Annotated in this window: 20 protein-coding genes; 7 read left to right on the plus strand and 13 right to left on the minus strand. The window is 46.9% G+C overall.

What is annotated here, in order from left to right; translation table 11 throughout:
* The first annotated feature begins 158 nt into the window (after positions 1 to 158).
* Positions 159 to 1,163, plus strand: a complete 1,005-nt coding sequence (locus EZV72_RS10220) for a GlxA family transcriptional regulator (protein WP_137167157.1) — start codon at positions 159 to 161, stop codon at positions 1,161 to 1,163.
* A 117-nt stretch (positions 1,164 to 1,280) separates the two neighbouring features.
* Positions 1,281 to 3,482: a TonB-dependent receptor gene (locus tag EZV72_RS10225; protein ID WP_137167158.1), complete on the plus strand. Its 2,202-nt coding sequence runs from the start codon at positions 1,281 to 1,283 to the stop codon at positions 3,480 to 3,482.
* An 868-nt stretch (positions 3,483 to 4,350) separates the two neighbouring features.
* Here EZV72_RS10225 and EZV72_RS10230 read toward each other — a convergent pair.
* The 9 genes from EZV72_RS10230 to EZV72_RS10270 all read right to left on the minus strand — a co-directional run bounded on the left by EZV72_RS10230 (position 4,351) and on the right by EZV72_RS10270 (position 8,048).
* Positions 4,351 to 4,857: an AAA family ATPase gene (locus EZV72_RS10230; RefSeq protein WP_137167159.1), complete on the minus strand. Its 507-nt coding sequence runs from the start codon at positions 4,855 to 4,857 to the stop codon at positions 4,351 to 4,353.
* Between the two features lie 116 nt (positions 4,858 to 4,973).
* On the minus strand, positions 4,974 to 5,240 hold the full coding sequence (locus tag EZV72_RS10235; protein ID WP_137167160.1) for a DUF2442 domain-containing protein: 267 nt from the start codon (positions 5,238 to 5,240) through the stop codon (positions 4,974 to 4,976).
* Positions 5,221 to 5,457, minus strand: a complete 237-nt coding sequence (locus EZV72_RS10240; RefSeq protein ID WP_137167161.1) for a DUF4160 domain-containing protein — start codon at positions 5,455 to 5,457, stop codon at positions 5,221 to 5,223. Before EZV72_RS10240 ends, EZV72_RS10235 begins: the two co-directional genes overlap by 20 nt.
* A gap of 163 nt (positions 5,458 to 5,620) precedes the next feature.
* Positions 5,621 to 5,884, minus strand: coding sequence for a Txe/YoeB family addiction module toxin (locus tag EZV72_RS10245; RefSeq protein ID WP_137167162.1), 264 nt, complete (start codon positions 5,882 to 5,884; stop codon positions 5,621 to 5,623).
* The gene (locus tag EZV72_RS10250; protein ID WP_137167163.1) at positions 5,877 to 6,131 is read right to left on the minus strand and encodes a type II toxin-antitoxin system Phd/YefM family antitoxin; all 255 of its coding nucleotides are present in this window, start codon (positions 6,129 to 6,131) and stop codon (positions 5,877 to 5,879) included. The genes EZV72_RS10245 and EZV72_RS10250 overlap by 8 nt, the downstream gene beginning before the upstream one ends.
* A 212-nt stretch (positions 6,132 to 6,343) precedes the next feature.
* Positions 6,344 to 6,739 carry a hypothetical protein gene (locus tag EZV72_RS10255; protein WP_137167164.1) on the minus strand — a complete coding sequence of 132 codons (396 nt, stop codon included), beginning with the start codon at positions 6,737 to 6,739 and terminating at the stop codon, positions 6,344 to 6,346.
* Positions 6,740 to 6,839: 100 nt separating this feature from the next.
* Positions 6,840 to 7,244 (minus strand): hypothetical protein, encoded by a 405-nt coding sequence (locus EZV72_RS10260; protein ID WP_137167165.1) that lies wholly within the window; start codon positions 7,242 to 7,244, stop codon positions 6,840 to 6,842.
* A 132-nt stretch (positions 7,245 to 7,376) separates the two neighbouring features.
* On the minus strand, positions 7,377 to 7,742 hold the full coding sequence (locus tag EZV72_RS10265) for a hypothetical protein (protein ID WP_137167166.1): 366 nt from the start codon (positions 7,740 to 7,742) through the stop codon (positions 7,377 to 7,379).
* 87 nt (positions 7,743 to 7,829) lie between these two features.
* Entirely contained in the window at positions 7,830 to 8,048 is a 219-nt protein-coding gene (locus EZV72_RS10270) for a hypothetical protein (protein WP_137167167.1), read from the minus strand.
* Positions 8,049 to 8,589: 541 nt separating this feature from the next.
* On the opposite strand from EZV72_RS10270, the gene EZV72_RS18800 reads away from it, so the two are divergent.
* Positions 8,590 to 8,994: a phage integrase N-terminal SAM-like domain-containing protein gene (locus tag EZV72_RS18800; protein ID WP_175405090.1), complete on the plus strand. Its 405-nt coding sequence runs from the start codon at positions 8,590 to 8,592 to the stop codon at positions 8,992 to 8,994.
* A 12-nt stretch (positions 8,995 to 9,006) separates the two neighbouring features.
* Positions 9,007 to 9,549 carry a tyrosine-type recombinase/integrase gene (locus EZV72_RS18805; RefSeq protein WP_137167169.1) on the plus strand — a complete coding sequence of 181 codons (543 nt, stop codon included), beginning with the start codon at positions 9,007 to 9,009 and terminating at the stop codon, positions 9,547 to 9,549.
* 201 nt (positions 9,550 to 9,750) lie between these two features.
* Here the strand turns inward: EZV72_RS18805 and EZV72_RS10285 are convergent, their stop codons facing one another.
* Together EZV72_RS10285 and EZV72_RS10290 are read right to left on the minus strand one after the other, a co-directional pair.
* Entirely contained in the window at positions 9,751 to 12,894 is a 3,144-nt protein-coding gene (locus EZV72_RS10285; protein WP_137167170.1) for an efflux RND transporter permease subunit, read from the minus strand.
* The gene (locus tag EZV72_RS10290) at positions 12,887 to 14,113 is read right to left on the minus strand and encodes an efflux RND transporter periplasmic adaptor subunit (RefSeq protein WP_137167171.1); all 1,227 of its coding nucleotides are present in this window, start codon (positions 14,111 to 14,113) and stop codon (positions 12,887 to 12,889) included. The genes EZV72_RS10285 and EZV72_RS10290 overlap by 8 nt, the downstream gene beginning before the upstream one ends.
* Before the next feature lie 276 nt (positions 14,114 to 14,389).
* Here EZV72_RS10290 and EZV72_RS10295 point away from each other — a divergent pair, with 276 nt between their 5' ends.
* Entirely contained in the window at positions 14,390 to 14,698 is a 309-nt protein-coding gene (locus EZV72_RS10295) for an isoamylase early set domain-containing protein (RefSeq protein ID WP_137167172.1), read from the plus strand.
* Positions 14,699 to 14,806: 108 nt separating this feature from the next.
* On the opposite strand, the gene EZV72_RS10300 is transcribed toward EZV72_RS10295, so the two are convergent.
* Positions 14,807 to 15,733: an electron transfer flavoprotein subunit alpha/FixB family protein gene (locus EZV72_RS10300; RefSeq protein ID WP_137167173.1), complete on the minus strand. Its 927-nt coding sequence runs from the start codon at positions 15,731 to 15,733 to the stop codon at positions 14,807 to 14,809.
* Positions 15,730 to 16,482, minus strand: a complete 753-nt coding sequence (locus EZV72_RS10305) for an electron transfer flavoprotein subunit beta/FixA family protein (RefSeq protein ID WP_137167174.1) — start codon at positions 16,480 to 16,482, stop codon at positions 15,730 to 15,732. Before EZV72_RS10305 ends, EZV72_RS10300 begins: the two co-directional genes overlap by 4 nt.
* A gap of 300 nt (positions 16,483 to 16,782) precedes the next feature.
* On the opposite strand from EZV72_RS10305, the gene EZV72_RS10310 reads away from it, so the two are divergent.
* Together EZV72_RS10310 and EZV72_RS10315 are read left to right on the plus strand one after the other, a co-directional pair.
* A complete protein-coding gene (locus EZV72_RS10310) occupies positions 16,783 to 18,429 on the plus strand; it encodes an electron transfer flavoprotein-ubiquinone oxidoreductase (RefSeq protein ID WP_137167175.1) in 1,647 nt (548 codons plus the stop codon).
* A gap of 115 nt (positions 18,430 to 18,544) precedes the next feature.
* Entirely contained in the window at positions 18,545 to 18,946 is a 402-nt protein-coding gene (locus EZV72_RS10315) for an H-NS histone family protein (RefSeq protein WP_137167176.1), read from the plus strand.
* Positions 18,947 to 19,021: the final 75 nt, after the last annotated feature.

A 19,021-nucleotide genomic window follows, 5' to 3' on the forward strand; every position in this document is an offset into this window, starting at 1 on the left:
TCTTCTCCCTAACCCTGTGTAAGGCAATGCCGATATCGGCGTGAATGTTAAATTATTGTGGCACAGGTCTGACCTTGAAATGACTGTCAAAAATGACACAATGTTGGTCATTAGTGACAACCATTCGGTTTTGTTATAGTCGTCTATGGAGAGATTCTATGTGCCCTGATACCCGCCCTGCCAATGTTGTGATTTACGGATTTGACCAAGCTCTGGCATCAACGATTTCCGGCGCTTTTGACTTATTTGCCCAGGCCGGGGTGACTTGGCAGCGTATTCATCATGCGCCAAAAGCGCCGGTATTTTCAGTCAGCCTGGTATCGGCCACCGGGGCTGATATTCGCTGCGCCAACGGCATGATATTAAAAAGCAGCGGACCGCTGACTACCGAACTCGCCCCCGATATCTTACTGATACCCACGATTGGCGGGGCTATTGATCAGGTGCTGCGTAACGAACAGTCACTGTACCCGCTGTTAAGGTATTTTGCTGGCCAGAACACCGATATTGCGGCCAACTGTACCGGTGTGTTTTTGCTGGCACAGGCCGGTGTACTGGACCACCGGCAGGCCACCACGCACTGGGGGCTTGCCGATGAATTTATGCAACGCTTTCCGCAGGTGGAGCTGCACAGTGATAAGCTGCATACTGTTCACGACCGGCTGTTTTGTGCTGGCGGCGGCATGGCCTGGATTGATCTGGCGCTGCTGTTTATTGAACGCTACGCCGGTGCCCATACGGCCCGGGAAACAGCCAAGGCCCATGTGCTGGACTTACCGCGGCTGAGTCAGTCGTTTTATGCCGGCAGCCGCCAGCAACAGCAGCATCACGATTCGCTGATTCATTCGATTCAGAATTTTTTAAATCAGGACATTCAGTCCCTGCCCGGTGTGGATGAGCTGGCAACACGGTTTAACCTGACTTCACGCACTCTTAACCGCCGCTTTAGAAATGCTACAGGATTCACTCCTGGTCAGTATATTCAACAACTTAAGGTTGACCAGGCGCGCAAGTTGTTAGAGACTAAAAACTACACGATGGATCAAATTCTAAGCGAAATCGGATACGAGGATGCCAGCTCCTTTTCGCGTTTATTTAAACGAAAGACGGGTTGTTCACCTTCCGAATATCGCTCAAGATTCAAAGCTAATGGCATCTTGTAATAAAAATGTCATATAAAATTTTGAAAAAGCCAGTAAACTATCGCGCCGCGAGCGGTCCGTTCAGTAGACTGCAACAATAACGACAAAAAATTTTTTACCTTCACACTTGGTGGACAAATGAAAACACATCGTATTGCCTCGCTTGCGCTGGCTATCAGTACAGCGTTAAGTGGTGCCGCACTGGCACAGGACGACGGGACGACACAACAACAAAAAGACACGTCTCTGGAACAAATCACCGTTACTGCACAAAAACGCACCCAATCCATTCAGGAAGTTCCTATCTCTATCGCCACCCTCAGCGGCGAAAAATTCGATAGCTTATTTGCCGGCGGCGGCGACATTCTGGAATTAGCGGTACGTGTACCTGGCTTATACGCAGAATCGTCAAATGGCCGTGTTGCACCGCGTTTCTATATTCGTGGTCTGGGCAATACCGACTTTGACCTGGCGGCCTCTCAGCCGGTTTCTATCATCATGGACGAAGTGGTGATGGAAAATGTTATCCTGAAAAGCTTCCCCCTGTTTGATGTTCAGCAGGTTGAGGTTTTACGCGGCCCGCAGGGAACCCTGTTCGGACGTAACACCACCGCAGGTATTGTGAAGTTTGACACTGTAAAACCGGGTCAGGACTTTGATGCCTACACGAAGCTGAGTTACGGCACATTTGATACCGTGAATATTGAAGGCGCTGTTGGCGGCGCACTGACTGATGATTTGTCAGGCCGTTTCTCGGTCTTGTCTCAGCACCGCAGTAACTACATCGACAATGGTTTTACTGGTCAGGAAGATGTGATTGGCGGGTTTGATGAGCGCGCGTGGCGTGGTCAGTTATTGTTCGAGCCGAATGACCGCTTTTCTGCGCTGTTAAATGTGCATGGCCGCTCAATAGATGGCACCGCGTCAATTTTCCGCGCCAACGTATTTAATGCCGGCAGTAACGACCTGAACAGCAATTATGACCGTGATGTGGTGTACTACGACGGCGATATCGACGGTAACGGTGTGGACAACAATCCGCAGTCTTATGACGGTTTTGGTTCATCACTGAAACTGACCTATGCATTTGACAGCGTTGAGCTGACCTCTATCTCTGCTATTGAAACCGCCGAAGGCTTCAGCCTGGGTGATATCGATGGTGGCGCCGGCGTTGGTGAGACAGAAAACTCAGGATTTATTCCGTTTCCGTCTGCCACTCAGGATAACCTGGATGATTTGAAGCAGTTCACTCAGGAAGTACGTCTGGCCAGTCTGGGCAACGACGAACTAAGCTGGCAAGTGGGCGGTTTCTTCTTTGACTCCTCATTTGATGTACTGACGAATGCTGGTTTTGCACAAGCCACCGTCAGCCATGACAACAAAACCTGGGCTGTATTCGGGCAAACCACTTATGATTTGTCTGATAAGTGGGATATCACCGCGGGTTTACGTTACACCCACGATGAAAAATCACTGCGTACAGACTTCAACGATGTTGCACCGATTGATATCGACGATGGCCAGATGAGCTACGAGCTGAGCACTAACTATCGCGTGACCCGCGACTTCTCTGTGTTTGCCCGTTACTCTAACGGTTTCCGTGCCCAGACTATTCAGGGCCGTGATGTGGTCTTTGGCGGAACCCCGTCAGTGGCAGATGCTGAAACCATCAACTCGTTTGAAGTTGGCTTTAAGTCTGACCTGCTTGACCGTACGGTACGCTTAAACGGTGCTATCTTCTACTACACCGTAGATGATATGCAGTTATCAGCTATTGGTGGCGGTAATAACTTCACTGCCCTGGTCAATGCCGATGAAGGTGTGGCTTATGGTGCCGAGCTGGACGCGCAGTGGCGTGCCACTGAAGCGCTGACCCTGACCGCGGGCTTCTCGTACAACAATACTGAGATTAAAGATGACACCCTGACAAATGGCGGTTGTTTCTCCTGTACTGTGACGGATCCAGTGGCCGCTAACGGTAACTTCAGCCTGGACGGCAACCCGTTCCCGCAAGCGCCGGAAACTATCTTTAACTTCACAGCCCGTTATGCCATTCCGTTTGGTAGCGATGGCGAACTGTTTGCCTTCACCGACTGGGCCTTCCAGGGTGAAACCAACCTGTTCCTGTACGAGTCAGTGGAATTCCAGACCGACGACAACGTAGAAGGCGGTCTGCGTCTGGGTTATGAAAACTTCACCGACAGCTACAGCATTGCCCTGTTTGGCCGTAACATTACCAACGAAGACAATGTTAAAGGCGCTATCGACTTTAACAATCTGACCGGTATTATAAACGAGCCGCGCATCATCGGTATTGAGTTTAAAAAGTCTTTCTATTAATTCAGTGTCTGGCTGTTAAAGCTGCTTAAAAACGCCGCGAATTATCGCGGCGTTTTTGTATGTGTAACAACACGCGGCGGCGCTTCTGTCGTCGTCATTAATAAATTAACCCTGGGTCATAAAAACGTCGTGCTGTAAGGCTTTCGGCATTTGTGGACCGAGTGCGTGTTAGCCGCTCACCTTACCTGTATAAATGACTAAAGCCAAAACAGAGCAACATGCTCCCTACTATTGGACAGCATCGACAGCGTTGTACGTGAACCGACCATCAGTGCGTTGACCCTTGAACGGTGACAAAGCGCGATAGTGGATGTAGCGGGCATTAACACGGGGGCTAAAATTCGAGCGAAGCGACAGAGCCCACCTGGTGCTGCCCCATGGAGCTTACGGCCGTCTTAATGTGATTGTTTTAAGCCCAGCTAATTATTGCCACAGTTTTTTAAACCTGTAGTTCGCCCACATCAGTAAACCTAAAACAATACTGCCAGATAGCAAAAATATAGCCCTTGTGTGTTTAGTATCGGGAGCTACCTGAAACACGGAGTTTAGCCATAAAGGGAAAAATATTGTTACAGGAATAGCCGTGACGATGAATATTGCGAAAACCAAATAACAAATAAGTATATTGCCGATGCCACGTGGATTCGGCCACCCAAAGCGCAAATTCACGATTTTATGTAACTTAACTACAAGATGCATTGCAGCTAAGTAAAGGATTATTTCTAAAGCAAAAAACAAAAAATCCAGCATGTTCATGGCTTATAACACCCATATAAGGCGCAGTAACAAATAGGCTAAAATCCGATCGATGCGACAGAGCCCATGTGTTACTGTCCCAGCGAACGAAGTAAGTCAGTTTATTGCGTTGTTATGGTTCATTACTTATACGAAGTAACTCACTCAGCTCTTTTTTGCTTTGTTCAGGCGTTTTTCCCGCAGTGTCGATAACAATACGTACTGTTTTCCACGGATGATAATCCCTTGAAGTCACGCTTTCCCACGACGGAAGCAAAAGATTAGGAATATCCGTTTGCCTTCTTTCGACGCGCTCATTGTGTTCATTTTCATCAGAGCAGATGACTTCGATTTCTGTGAAAGGTGATAATGCTTTATTTGCAACGCTTATCCATGCTTCACGAGATTCTAAAACTGGATTGGTTGAGTCTGCTACTACAGAAAGACCGTTTTTTAGGTTCTCTAACGCAATAGCAAAAGCAATCTTATAGCCCTCGTCATACAACTTTTTTAATCCAACGTTCTTCAACTCTTGTTCGATAGTGTCGATGCGAATATGGACTGCACCCAATGAGGAGGACAAATACTTTGAAAGTTCAGTTTTGCCTGTCGCAGGCAGACCGCCAAGTATATACAACATAAGACCTTATCGATTCCTCCTTGAAACATAACTTTCCAATAACGGGGGCAGACATGTTGGGCATAATGGCGCAGCAACCCCGCGTGTATGGGTCCTAGCAAACGCAGTGAGTGTGTTTATTGATTTGTTATCTTCTTTGCATGATTGCCCCAAAGTAGACCATTAACACTTAAATCTTCGTCCAATTGAGGCCAATGAATACCTTCGCCATCACCCAGAATCTCCCAATCTTTTAGTTGATCTGCAGTCGCAGATGAAAGCGATGGGAACCAAGCTAAAGGAACGGAAAGAGTGCGGCCATCAATTAGACTGACAATAAGTGAGTCTGAGTCAAAACTAACTGAGTGGGCAAGAGGGTGATGTTCAACTGCTAAAGTAGCCATTCCAAGCCTCCAAAAATGTTTCTTTATTTTCGACCACCAATTGCTCGAGTTTTCTTAACTCTTTAGGTGGAAAACGAGTAGAGCTAGCTAGAGCAACAGGCTTTAACCAGAATTTAGCAAGCATCTTCTCTCGCTGAATATGAATGTGTGCGGGTTCACCGTTTTCATTACTATAAAAGAAGAAACGATAAGGCCCTAATCTTAATACTGTCGGCATACGCTAAGATTATCGCAGAAGAGCACATATGCCAATTGGAAGATAACACCTGAATAAGTGGGACAAATATGGCGGTTATAATCGGAGCGAAGCGACACAGCCGCCATGTTTGTGTCCCAGCAAGCCCGCGAGCGACTTAACTTGATTGTTAGCTGGCCACCTACTAGTAATGGTAACGGCAAGAGATAACCGTAATTGCGGTATCGTCCACGGCATATACCAAACGGTTGGTGTCATCTATTCTGCGGGACCAGAAACATGAAAGATTTTCTTTGAGAGGTTCCGGTTTTCCAATTCCATCAAATGGAGAACGACTAACATCTGAAATTAACTTATTGATACGTTTTAAGATTTTCTTGTCTTGTGTCTGCCAATAAACGTAACTATTCCAAGCTTCGTCAGTCCATGACAACAACCTGTTACTCATCGATAAGCTCTCGCTGGATCGTTTTTGCCGCTTTAAACTGTGCTATTGAACGATTTAAGTGTTCAGCGTTCGCTGGAGAACGAAGTAGATGAACAGTTTCCATAAGACTGTTGTAATAATCTAATGACATTACAACAGCATCTTCAGAGTCACGACGAGTGATTACTGTTGTATCTGCATCGTTGATGACGTTGTCCAAAACGGCTTTTAGACTATTTCGTGCTTCGGTAAAAGAGACTATTCTCATTTTGATCACCACTTGTACATTATATGGAACAAGTTTAGATCGGGAATGAGCACATGTACAGGATATTGTACATTTCTGAGTCGTGGCAGCTAACGCCCAGCTTAGGGCAATAACACGTGGCTAAAATTAGGAACGAAGTGGCGCAGCCCATGTGTTAATGTCCCAGCGAACGCAGTGAGCGCCAACAGTTGTTTGTTAGCTGCACATGCTGATTAAACCGCAATTATTAATATTAAACAGACAATAATTAGCCAACCATAAATACTAAAGTACTTGAGCATATCAGATTGCAACATAGGCAAGTAGTTTTGACTGAACTCTGCTGCTACACGTGGAAACATAGCAATACCGAAGCCAACGCTTGGAAACAAAAAGAAAAACATAAAGCGTGGATCGCGAATAGTCGAAACTGGTTCATAGAAGGAATAAATGCCTGATTTACCCAAAACTAAAATCATTCCCAAATAGAGCGCAAATAATAAAGAGGCTATTTTTTCAGCCCTCCCCCAAATCTTGGGGTCGTCAAAAATGCCATATTCGTTGAAATGACGCACAGCAAGAAAAGACGGAATAGAAATTAAAACAACTGTTGAGATTAATGTTTCCATATTTGCAGCTAACGCCCCAAGAAGGGGCAATAACACGTGGGCTATAATACGGAACGAAGTGACGGGAGCCCACGTGTTATTGTCCCGCTTACTTGGTTTGTTATGTGCCTACGATGTTTATTACGAGGTAAGCACTGGTTGAGAGAATTGCCACACCTAGGGTTACGTAGGATGAATGAATTAGCCAGTAGCGTTTTGACTTAAAGCTTTCATTTGTATCCCAATTTCGTTCTTTTTCTGGCTTGTTTAACTCTTTAGCTAACGAGAAGAAACGTTTAGCGTCTATGCGAAGTTCATACAAGCACAAAACTACTGTTAAAACGAATGCTATCAAAGCTATTGAAAGAAGCCACTTCTCAGAACACGCTAAAGGATTTTTATCTGTTTTATTAGTAAGCGCTAAGAAGAACACGCCTGTGGCACCAGATGAAACAGATAAAATATAGGCCCTGAGCCGATTTCCTGCATCCTTGGCTAATTCATGATATTTTGATATTTCATCCATGATTCAAATTTCCATTGGCACATAACTTTTAAATAAGGGGCGCATACGCGAGGGCTAAAATGCGAAGCAGCCCACGTGTATGCGTCCCAGCGAACGAAGTGAGTGACTTAATTTTTTTGTTATGTGGCACTTCTAAAAACTACCTTGATATACATTTGCGCTGAATATAAACCACTTGTTGTCTATACAATGACAGACATACAAGGTACGGAAGTCTATATTTGAATTGCCAACGTTAACACGCCAAGCAATTGTAACTGCTACTTTGTCTTGTCCAAGTGGCTGCTCTTGCATAATTTTGAACTGAGCGTATTGATAGCCAAAGTTGCGCATAGATTCACAATTTAACGCAAACTTTTCAATAAGCGCAGGTCTATCCGTAAATGTTTGAGTGCCGTCGGCGTCTGAAATAGCACAGGGAAGGCGATAAAGGCTCGCTATGGCCTCTGAGTTAAAAGCGTCAAAAGCCTCTGTGTATTTTTTAAAAAGTTCTTCCATGCTTGATTGTTACTCCTGACACATAACGCCCAAAGCAGCGGCGCGCGTTAGCGCGTCCAGCCCGTAGGGCGATGCTGCCTTTGCTTGTTAAGTGTTTGTGGTCCATTTGTACTCTGAATGCCCATGCTCGACACAAACCACCATTTTTTTTAATGCTTGTTTCTTACAACCTGAATAGATACATTGTTGTTCAGATAAACCACCGCGCTTGGAAATAAGCCACTGAGCCAACGCTGGACTTGTATCATGGTTGAGCCAATTTTCTGGATCATCAAGCTTGAAAGCTTTATTGGAACGACGATCCATTTCCGCACCTTCTTCTACAATCCAGTGCTGCCCGCAACTAACACATGCAAATAGCTCAGCCCAAAGCTTGGAACTATGATCAAGTTTATTGAATCCTGCTACGAACTCATCCCTTGTGGGAAGAGCTTCAACACATTCATTTAATTCTTGGCAATTGCACATAATTCTTATGACACTTAACATCTTATTATGAAGACTTCACAGTAACACGCAATGTGTTTCATGCTACAAAACTTCATATTCTTTTTAATATCAATCACCTGAAAGCTTCAGTGTTGAAGATCGCCGTTTTAAGACGTGTATTACTGAGACTTCTCTTTAATTTCATATTTAAATCATACCCCATTTCTAACAATGGTGGAGCCTACGGCATGATTTTGTCGTAAATTCCTTGCGCGTTACTGAGATTTCTCAGTAATTACAAACGCTAAACTGTACCAAACCCCTCAAACCGTACAGGGTACAAGTCTGTTAATCCAACTTTATGATTCGCATTACTGAGAGTCCTCAGTCATTACACACCACAAGATTGGAGATACTCATGGGTCAAAGCCCTTTTTTAGAACAAATCCGCAATATTATGCGCACCAAGCACTACTCTATCCACACAGAAAAGACCTATCTGTTGTGGATTAAACGTTTTATTCTGTTTAATAAAAAGCGCCATCCGAAAGATCTTAGTGAGCAGGAGGTGACTGATTTTTTGACTTATCTGGCTGTTAAACGCCACGTCACTTCATCAACTCAGAATCTAGCGCTTTGCGCCATCGTGTTTATGTACAAGCATGTGTTCGAGCGGGAACTGACCTTGCTGCCTGATACTGTGCGAGCCCGGGCGCCCAGGCGAGTCCCCACGGTACTTAGTCATGCAGAAGCGCTTAATATCATTGGTCAAATGAATGAGAAGTATCAACTGGCCTTTTCGTTACTTTATGGTTGTGGATGACGTAAAGCGGAGTTGCTTAAATTACGCGTCAAAGATATCGACTTTGCAGGCAAGAGCGTATTTGTATTTCGCGGCAAAGGGGGCAAAGATCGCGTGACTATGCTGCCAAATAGTCTTGTCCCCGCGCTGGAAAAGCAAATAGAGTCAATCAGGGCCATTCACCAACGTGATATTGCTGAAGGTGGTGGTGAAACCAGTCTACCCTCAGGCTTAGCCAGAAAGTATCCGTATGCAATCAGAGAGTTTAAGTGGCAGTACTTGTCCCCGTCTACCACTCGATGCCAACATCCTGTAGATGGTTACTACTGTCGTCACCACTTGCATTGGTCAGCATTAACTAAAGCTTTACGTATAGCGGTGAAAAAAGCAGGCGTCACAAAGCACGTAACCGCGCATACGTTTCGGCATTCGTTTGCAACACAACTTCTTCTTTCAGGCGCTGATATAAGAACAGTGCAAGAACTACTTGGGCACAATGATTTGCGTACAACCCAAATCTATACGCATGTGACTGGTCAACACTCATCCGGTACAACAAGCCCTTTGGATAGGTAAAAATAATTAAACAGCGCAAAACACGTATCAATGACTGAGTCAGGGTATCAACTGAAGCATGCCAGCACCTGCTGTTCTGTGTTGCTTATACTTACGGCAGTGTTGTCATTAGCAGGCACCCACGAGTAAGTTGCCCCCTTAAAGCAAAAAAGCCGGTCCACGAATGCGGAACGGCTTTTGGTTTATGTTTGTTTGCTGATCTTACGGGTCGGTGGCTGAGGTCACTTTCACATGCCCCTGCTCCGGCTTGCGAAACAGTCCCTTGATATCATCCAGTATCAGATACAGCGAGGGCACCAGCAGCAGCGTGATAATAGTGGCAAACAGAATACCAAATGCCAGGGAGATGGCCATGGGTATGACAATCTGCGCCTGCAGGCTGCGTTCAAACACGATAGGCATCAGGCCCATAAAGGTGGTCAGTGATGTCAGAATAATCGGACGAAAACGCTGGGTACCGGCATTGATCGCTGCATCAATAAGGCGATGTCCTTCGGCCCTGGCCCGGTTAACAAAATCTACCATGATCAGGCTGTCGTTTACCACTACCCCGGAAAGCGCAATAATGCCGCACAGGGATAATGAACTGACCGCCATACCCAGCACCAGATGCCCGACAATGGCCCCTACTACACCAAACGGAATCACCGACATGATGATAAAGGGCTGAGAGTAGGATTTCAGGGGAACGGCCAGCAGTGCATAAATGGCAAACAAGGCAAACAACAGGCCCTGTGCCAGGCTCAGCATGGCATCGCCCTCTTCTTTGGAGTTACCCTGCAACTGGAAATGGACTTTTGGATGTTTTGCCAGAATGTCTGGCACAATACTAAAGGCCACATCCCGGGTCACCTCGCCAGGATCCAGTCGGGCTTTATCCACCTTGCCGGTTACTGTTATCGAGCGGGCACCATCCACGCGAACAATTGAAGAATACCCTTCACTCAGGTTAATTGTGCCGACTTCCTCAAACGGAATATCGTCGCCATTGGGGGCGCGCACACGCATATTTTCAAGATGAGCAATGCTGTTACGCTCCTCTTCGGGGTAACGCACCATGACTTTGACTTCTTCTTCGTCACGTTGCACGCGCTGTACTTCGGCGCCGTAAAAGCCGTACCGCACCTGCTGACCCAACTGCTGCAAGGTGATCCCCAGCGCATCAGCCTGCGGCTTCAGAGCTAGTTGTACTTCGTCGCTGCCACCGGCATACGAGTCGTTCACATCCGAAACACCGTCATAGTCATTCAGCCGGGCTTTCAGTTCACTGGCTGCGGCAGTCAGGGCATTGATGTCTTCAGAGGTAAATTCAAAGCTTAGATCCGGCCCGGAGAAACCGCCGCCTGAACCAATATTGAGTGTTTTCACACCGGGTATTTCAGGCATTTCTTCACGCCATAAGGCATGAATTTCGTAATCCGGCATTTCGCGGTCTTCGCCTTTACTCAGCTCAACAAACACTTCGCCGCCCAGGTTGCCGTTATCAAACCCGATGGCATGTTTCACCACGCCCTGACCGGTTTCTTCTTTCAGCTTGCTGTCCATGCGGTTCATGGCATCAACCATTTCACGCAGCGCCGCATCACGCTGTGCCACCGACGAACCTGCTTCCAGTTCAAAACTGGCTGACATAAAATCGCTGGGTATATCCGGGAAAAATACAAAACGCACAATGCCACTCATAAATAAACCAATGGTGACAATCAGCATTGCAATAAAGGTGGCCAGCGTGGTGTAGCGGTTACGAATGGCTTTGGCCAGAAACGGCGCATAGGAATTCACCACAAACCGTTTTATGCCCTCACTGAAAATATTTCTGAACCGCTGAAAACGATTCAGTTTATCCGGCTCATGGGGTTTAAGCTTCATATGCACCAGGTGAGCCGGCAAAATCAGCTTGGACTCAATCAGTGAAAACACCAGGCACACAATCACGACCCAGCCAATTGATTTCCAGATCACCCCGAACGGGCCAGACACCATCAGCATAGGAGAAAAGGCAGCAATGGTGGTCAGTACACCAAAGGTGGCTGGCATCGCGACCCGTTTCACCCCGGCAATTACGTTGTCGGTAGTATGCCCTTTCTGATCAATCTCGGTGTAGGCCGACTCCCCCATGATAATGGCATCATCCACCACAATCCCCAGCACCAGAATAAAGGCAAACAGGCTGAGCATGTTGATTGACACGCCAATAAATTCCATCGGCATGGCCAGAATCGCGCCTAAAAAGCATACCGGCAGACCCCAGATCACCCAGAACGCCAGTTTTACCCGCAAAAACAGAGATAAAACAATAAATACCAGTAGCGCACCAAACCCCATGTTTTCCAGCATCATGTTGAGCCGGTCATTCAGGTAAAACGACGAGTCCCCCCAGGTATCGGCGGTCAGATGCGCAGGAAAATCCTGACTGGCTTGCTTGATGTACTGATTCACCTGTTCGGATATTTCCAGTGCGTTCTGGTCTCCTACCGCACGCACCCGCATACTCACGGCGGGCTTGCCATCAAAAAAGGCAAACCGGTTATCTTCCACAAAACCATCATTGATTGTGGCCACATCCCCCAGCCGGACCCGGGTACCATCGGCGCGGGTCAGCAGCGCAATCTGGGAAAAATCATAACCAGTGTAAGCCTGTCCTTTGGTACGCAGTAAAATATCGCCGTTGTCGGTTTTAATTGAGCCGCCGGGCAGATCCACACTGGACTGGCGCACCTGCTCAACCACTTCTGAAAATGTCAGGTTATACTTTTGCAGGTCCGTTTCAGACAGCTCAATGCTGATTTCATAATCCCGGGCGCCGACGATTTCCACGTTGGTGATGCCCGGTAAATTGGCAATATCGTCGCGAATATCTTTGGCAAATTCTTTTAGCTCGCGCTCTGTGGCATCGCCAAATACCGAGACCCAGACCACATCAGACTGAAATTTTTGCTGATAAACCACAGGTTTTTCCGTGTTACCCGGAAAGCTGGGAATCGCATCTACCTGCGCTTTTACTTCATTCAGCAGTGCCTGTATGTCGTAGTTTTCCTCTACCTCAATACTGACACTCCCCATTCCTTCCGAGGCGGTCGAGGTGATTTTTTTGATACCATCGAGGTTTTCCACCGCTTCCTCGACTTTAAGCAGCACTCCTTCTTCCACTTCCTGTGGTGCAGCGCCCAGATAAGGCACTTGTACACTGATAATATTGACTTCAATATTCGGAAATATCTGCTTTTGAATAGTAAAGGCGGAGAACAACCCACCCACCAGCAAAATCCACATGAGCAGGTTGGCTGCCACACTGTTTCTGGCAAACCAGGCAATCATGCCTTTGTGTGTGTCAATTCTACTCATCCGTGGCCACCTCGTTGGTTATGGTGTCCTGACTCTTCTGGTTATCGTCATCATGATTGTCGGTAGCATCCCCGGGCAGCCGAACCGGCATACCTTCATAAGGATTAGGCACAGCGCTCATCACCACCAGCTCACCTTCAGTCAGGCCGCCGGTGATATATACCTTGTCAGCATTGCTACGCACCACATCAACCGGCTTGATATGTAACTGACGTTCGTCATCCACCGTCAGTACGGTCTGGTCCAGACGCATTACAGAGCGCGGCAATACAAACAGCTCCCGTTCTTTGGAGGCAGTAATATCGGCCTGCACAAACTGGCCAAATTGCAGCACCGGTTTTTGTTCACCCGCGCCGGTGCGATTATATGGATCAGCAATACGCGCAATCACAAAGGTCATGCGACTGGCACTGTCCAGCACGCCTTCGGTCCGGGCTAAATCGGCCTGCCAGGTATGAGGAATACCATTGACCCTGGCTTGCAGGCTGACATTACCGGTGCGGCTCAGTGCATCCTGCATATCAATAAAGGCCATGTCACTGTCGGGTACCGGTAAGCGAATCTCGGCGACATCCGTGCTGTATATCGTGCCAATGGCGCTGCCAATCATCACAAACTGTCCCAGGTCTATATTGCGATTAACTACCAGGCCGTTGTACGGGGCTTTGATTTCGGTGCGTGAGAGGTTGCGGCGGGCCCGCTCCAGTTTGGCTTCGGCGGCTTTGACATTGGCTTGTTCACGGGCCAGCTGCGGTTTACGCAAACCCAGTTCAGGCGGAACCACAGAGTTAACCGAGCTCCATTCCTGCTGAGCCACCCGGCCACGGGCAACTTCTTCGGTCAGTGCGGCTTTGGCCTGCGCCAGTTCTGCCTCAGCCAGCTTCACATCCGTTTCATAGTCCTGCTGTTCAAGCACAGCCAGCACATCTCCCTTACTGAACATACCGCCTACTACAAACACATCAGACAGCGACACCACCCGCCCACTGACCTGGGCACTGATCACCGTCTGGTTGCTGGGCAGCACATTACCCTGTGATGACACGGCAAATTTTACGGTCTCACGAGACACCGGGCTGGCATCAACCAAAAAAGCCGGTGCTTCCTGAGGTGTTTTTTCCGGCGGTGTTTTAGAACCAATAAGAATGACCGCCACAATAATTGCGCCAAGCACAATAAGTAACGGAATGCCTGCTTTGGCGAGTGCCGAATTTTTCATGAAATTCCCTATTAATTCACTGTTATTGTTTTAGTTTTACTGCTAAACGGCAGATGTACAGCATGCCATTTTTTGTGTGCCTAGTGTACTGACAAAAGCAAAAAAGTGCTTTTTTAAAACTGTTAACAAATATGTATCGGGGAAGCCGCGTAATTTTTCTTCATAGTGGTGACATTAACACCAATGGCGGATTATTTTTTGAGCCAAACAGGCTTGATAAGCTCAGTTTTTAATCGTAATTTAATAAGACGCCTTAATGTAATACAGAGAGTAAACATGAGTCTTAAAAAGCAGTACCTGAAGTCAAAACCGGTATGTAAGGTCACATTCAGAATTAACGCCAAGGAGGCAAACAAGGCTGGTACCGCCCGTCTGGTAGGTGATTTCAATGCCTGGGACGAACATGCTGAGCCTATGAAGCGGCTGAAAAATGGCGACTTTACGCAGACCATTGCACTGGAAAAAGATAAAGAATATGCCTTTCGTTATTTTCTGGATGACACCACCTGGGAAAATGACTGGCAGGCAGATGCCTATATACCGTCTGGCATGGGGGGAGAGGATAACTCTGTTGTCAGAGTATAAATCTGTGACAAGATCATAAGTATTGACCGGCACATTGAACCGGGTACAAAAAAGCTGGCAAAGTATCGTTTGCCAGCTTTTTTAGAGACTGAGTATTGCTTATCTCAGTTACAGCGACTTTTCAAGCTCCGGAAGCACGTCAAATAAATCTCCCACCAACCCATAATCAGCCACCTGAAAGATAGGGGCTTCTTCGTCTTTATTGATTGCGACAATCACCTTCGAGTCTTTCATCCCGGCCAGATGCTGGATTGCCCCGGAAATACCCACCGCAATGTACAACTGAGGCGCAACAATTTTTCCGGTTTGTCCAACCTGCATGTCATTAGGTACAAAGCCGGCATCCACCGCAGCCCGTGATGCACCAATGGCAGCGCCCAGTTTATCGGCAATGCCTTCCAGCAGCGCAAAGTTTTCGCCGTTTTGCATACCACGGCCACCAGAGATAATCACGTCAGCTGCGGTCAGTTCAGGACGTTCTGACTCGGTCAGCTCTTCACTCACAAAGCGCGACTGCTCAGCGTTAATGACCTTATCCAGGTTTTCCACAGCAGCATCGTTACCCTGCCCAGCTGCATCAAATGAAGCCGCCCGCACCGTAATCACTTTAATGCTATCCTGAGACTGCACGGTAGCAATAGCGTTGCCGGCATAAATAGGACGAACAAAAGTATCGGCCGACTCAACACCGATAATGTCAGAAATTTGTGCCACATCCAGCAAGGCAGCGACCCGCGGCATAAAGTTTTTCCCGGTGGTAGAGGCACAGGCCAGAATGTGGTCGTAATCCTTACCCAGTTCAAGTACCAGCTCAGCCACATTTTCAGCCAACTGATGCGTATAGGCTTCGTTGTCTGTCACCAGCACCTTGTTAACGCCATCAATTTTTGCTGCCTGCGCCGCCAGCTCGCTACACTGATGACCCGCTACCAGCACATGAACATCACCGCCAATCTGAGTGGCTGCATTGACCAGCTTGGCAGTTTCTGACTTCAGCTGTTTATTATCATGTTCTGCATATACCAAAACTGTCATGAGATCACCTTCGCTTCATTTTTCAGTTTATCAACCAGCTCAGCCACATCTGCGACTTTCACACCGCCCTTGCGCTGTTCAGGCGCTGCCACTTTCAATACCTTCACCTTACTTTCCAGCGCAACGCCAAAGTCCGCTGCGGCTTTCACATCCAGCGGCTTGCGCTTAGCTTTCATAATATTCGGTAATGAGGCATAGCGAGGTTCGTTTAATCGCAGGTCGGTGGTGACCACAGCCGGCAGATTCAGCGCCACAGTTTGTAAACCACCGTCAATTTCGCGGGTCACGTTAACCGTTTCACCATCCACGCTGACCTCAGAGGCAAAAGTCCCCTGTGGCATTTTGGTCAGTGCCGCCAGCATCTGGCCGGTCTGATTGTTATCTGAATCAATGCTCTGTTTACCCAGAATAACCAGCTGCGGGGCTTCTTCTTCCACCACTTTGGCCAGTAATTTGGCAATCTGTAATGAGTCCAGCGACTGGTCGGTGTCAATCTGAATGCCCCGATCTGCGCCCAGTGCTAGAGCGGTTCTGATTTGTTCCTGGCAGCTTTTATCGCCCACAGACACCACCACGATTTCGCTGGCAATGCCTTTTTCTTTTAGTCTGACTGCTTCTTCAACAGCGATTTCGCAAAACGGGTTAATCGCCATTTTTGCGTTGGTCAGGTCAACGCCGGAGTTGTCCGACTTAACCCGTACCTTTACGTTGTAGTCAATTGCACGTTTGACCGGTACCAGTATTTTCATTTTCTACCTCAGAATGTGAGTTGTCGGTGATACTTCACCTATTCTCTTCTCGATACCCCCGAACAAGGATAACGGTTTGTCCGGATGTCCTTTTAAGGATTTTGCTGTTTGACGCAAACTGCTAAATTATTTTTAACATGGTTTACGTTAACGTAAACTAATTTGCAATCTACTTCCTGTTGACGTAAACGTCAACCTGGATTACCTTTCGAGACGACAAATAATTTACATCTTTTTGACACTTTGCATTATTTGTTTCACCTATAGTGCACTATAAAAACGACTATTAAGGAGCCACTTATGGAACGTGAATCAATGGAGTTTGACGTTGTCATCGTCGGTGCCGGACCATCGGGTCTGGCAACAGCATGCCGGCTGATGCAAATGGCCAGCGAAGCTGAACAGGAACTGATGGTCTGTGTTGTCGAAAAAGGCTCTGAGGTCGGTGCGCATATCTTGTCGGGTGCGGTGTTTGAGCCTCGCGCCCTTAATGAACTCTTTCCGGACTGGAAAGATCGCGGTGCGCCATTACATACCCCTGTCACCAGTGACGAAATCTATCTGTTTAACGACGCCAGCAGCGCCCGCAAAATGCCCGGCTGGATGACGCCAAAAACCATGCATAACGATGGTAACTATATTGTCTCGATGGGCAATGTATGTCGCTGGCTGGCTGAACAGGCCGAGCAGCTGGGCGTGGAGGTATTCCCCGGATTTTCCGCAGCTGACATTATTTATAACGAAGATGGTAGCGTGGGCGGTGTGATCACCGGAGATATGGGTATTGGTGAAAATGGTGAACATAAAGACGGCTATATGCCTGGAATGGAACTGCGCGCTAAATACACCGTCTTTGCCGAAGGCGCCCGGGGTCATCTTGGCAAAGAACTGATCAATCATTTTGCGCTGGATAAAGACAGTAGCCCGCAGCATTATGCTATTGGGTTTAAAGAAATCTGGGATATTGATCCGGCTAAACATCAACCGGGTCTGGTCATCCACTCAGCGGGATGGCCGCTGAATGATGCTACCGGCGGCAGTTATCTGTATCACGCCGAAGATAATCAGGTATTTGTGGGCTTAATTGTGGATTTAAATTATGCCAATCCTTACTTAAGTCCGTTTGATGAATTTCAGCAATTAAAACATCACCCGAAAATTAAACAGTATCTGGAAGGCGGTAAACGGGTGGCTTATGGCGCCCGTGCCATTACCAAAGGTGGCTTTAATTCACTGCCAAAAATGACATTCCCGGGCGGTTTACTGGTGGGTTGTAATGCCGGCACGCTGAATTTTGCCAAAATAAAAGGTAATCACACGGCGATGAAGTCGGGCATGATTGCAGCAGAAACTATTTTTGCTGAATTAAAACAATCCTCGCCGGCAGCGGAATTAACTCAGTATACTGAAAACGTTAAATCCTCCTGGTTATACGATGAATTGTACAAATCCCGTAATTTTGGTCCCGCAATCCATAAATATGGCACCATGGGTGGCGGCGCATTTAACATGATTGAGCAGAATTATTTTAGCGGCAGTCTGTTTGGTATGACCCTCAAAGATGACTCAAAAGATTATGCGCAGTTAAAAACAAAAGACAGTGCAAGTGTTATCGACTATCCCAAACCCGATGGTGTATTCAGCTTTGATAAATTATCTTCTGTCTATTTATCGAATACCAACCACGAAGAAGACCAACCCTGTCATCTGCAGTTAAAAGATCCGACCATTCCCATTGAAGTGAATTTACCTAAATATGCCGAGCCTGCGCAGCGTTATTGCCCGGCCGGTGTGTATGAAGTGGTAGAGGATGAAGGCGCGCCCCGCTTCCAGATAAACGCGCAAAACTGCATTCACTGTAAGACCTGCGATATTAAAGATCCGTCACAAAATATTCGCTGGGTAACCCCTGAAGGAACGGGTGGACCGAATTATCCAAACATGTAAATTTAAAAATAAATTATAATTAAATTAAAAAGCAGCCTCGGGCTGCTTTTTTTTTACTAAAAACTTAACTATTATACTTTCGAACAAGTAATCAATATAAACGCAAGGTTAATAAATGAGCGAATTTTTAGAAATTTTAACCCATGGAAGACGTTTACAGGGTGCGGTAAAAGATTTATCTCTCTCTGAGCTGGAAGCTGTTCAGGAAAAACTAACTAATATCATTGAAAAGCGTCGTGAAAAAGCCGCTGAAGATGAAAAGATTGCCCAGCAAAAACAAGCCAAAATTGCTGAAATTCAGGAACAATTACAGCAAGCCGGGTTAGATGTCAGCGATCTTGAATCTGCACCAGCTCCAAAAACCGCTATGCGTAAAACCGGCAAAAAGCGCCCGGTTAAATACCGGCTAACAGATAAAGACGGTAAGTCACATGACTGGACCGGCATTGGACGTATGCCTCGCGTATTTAAAGATGCGCTGGAAAAAGGCAAAAAACTGGAAGACTATTCCATCTGATAAAAAAGGCGGCATCAGCCGCCTTTTTTATTTTCCTTTTTATCTTATGTCCTGAATTATCAGGCAAAGCACTGT

This window comes from Salinimonas lutimaris (genome assembly GCF_005222225.1).
Lineage (GTDB): Bacteria > Pseudomonadota > Gammaproteobacteria > Enterobacterales > Alteromonadaceae > Alteromonas > Alteromonas lutimaris.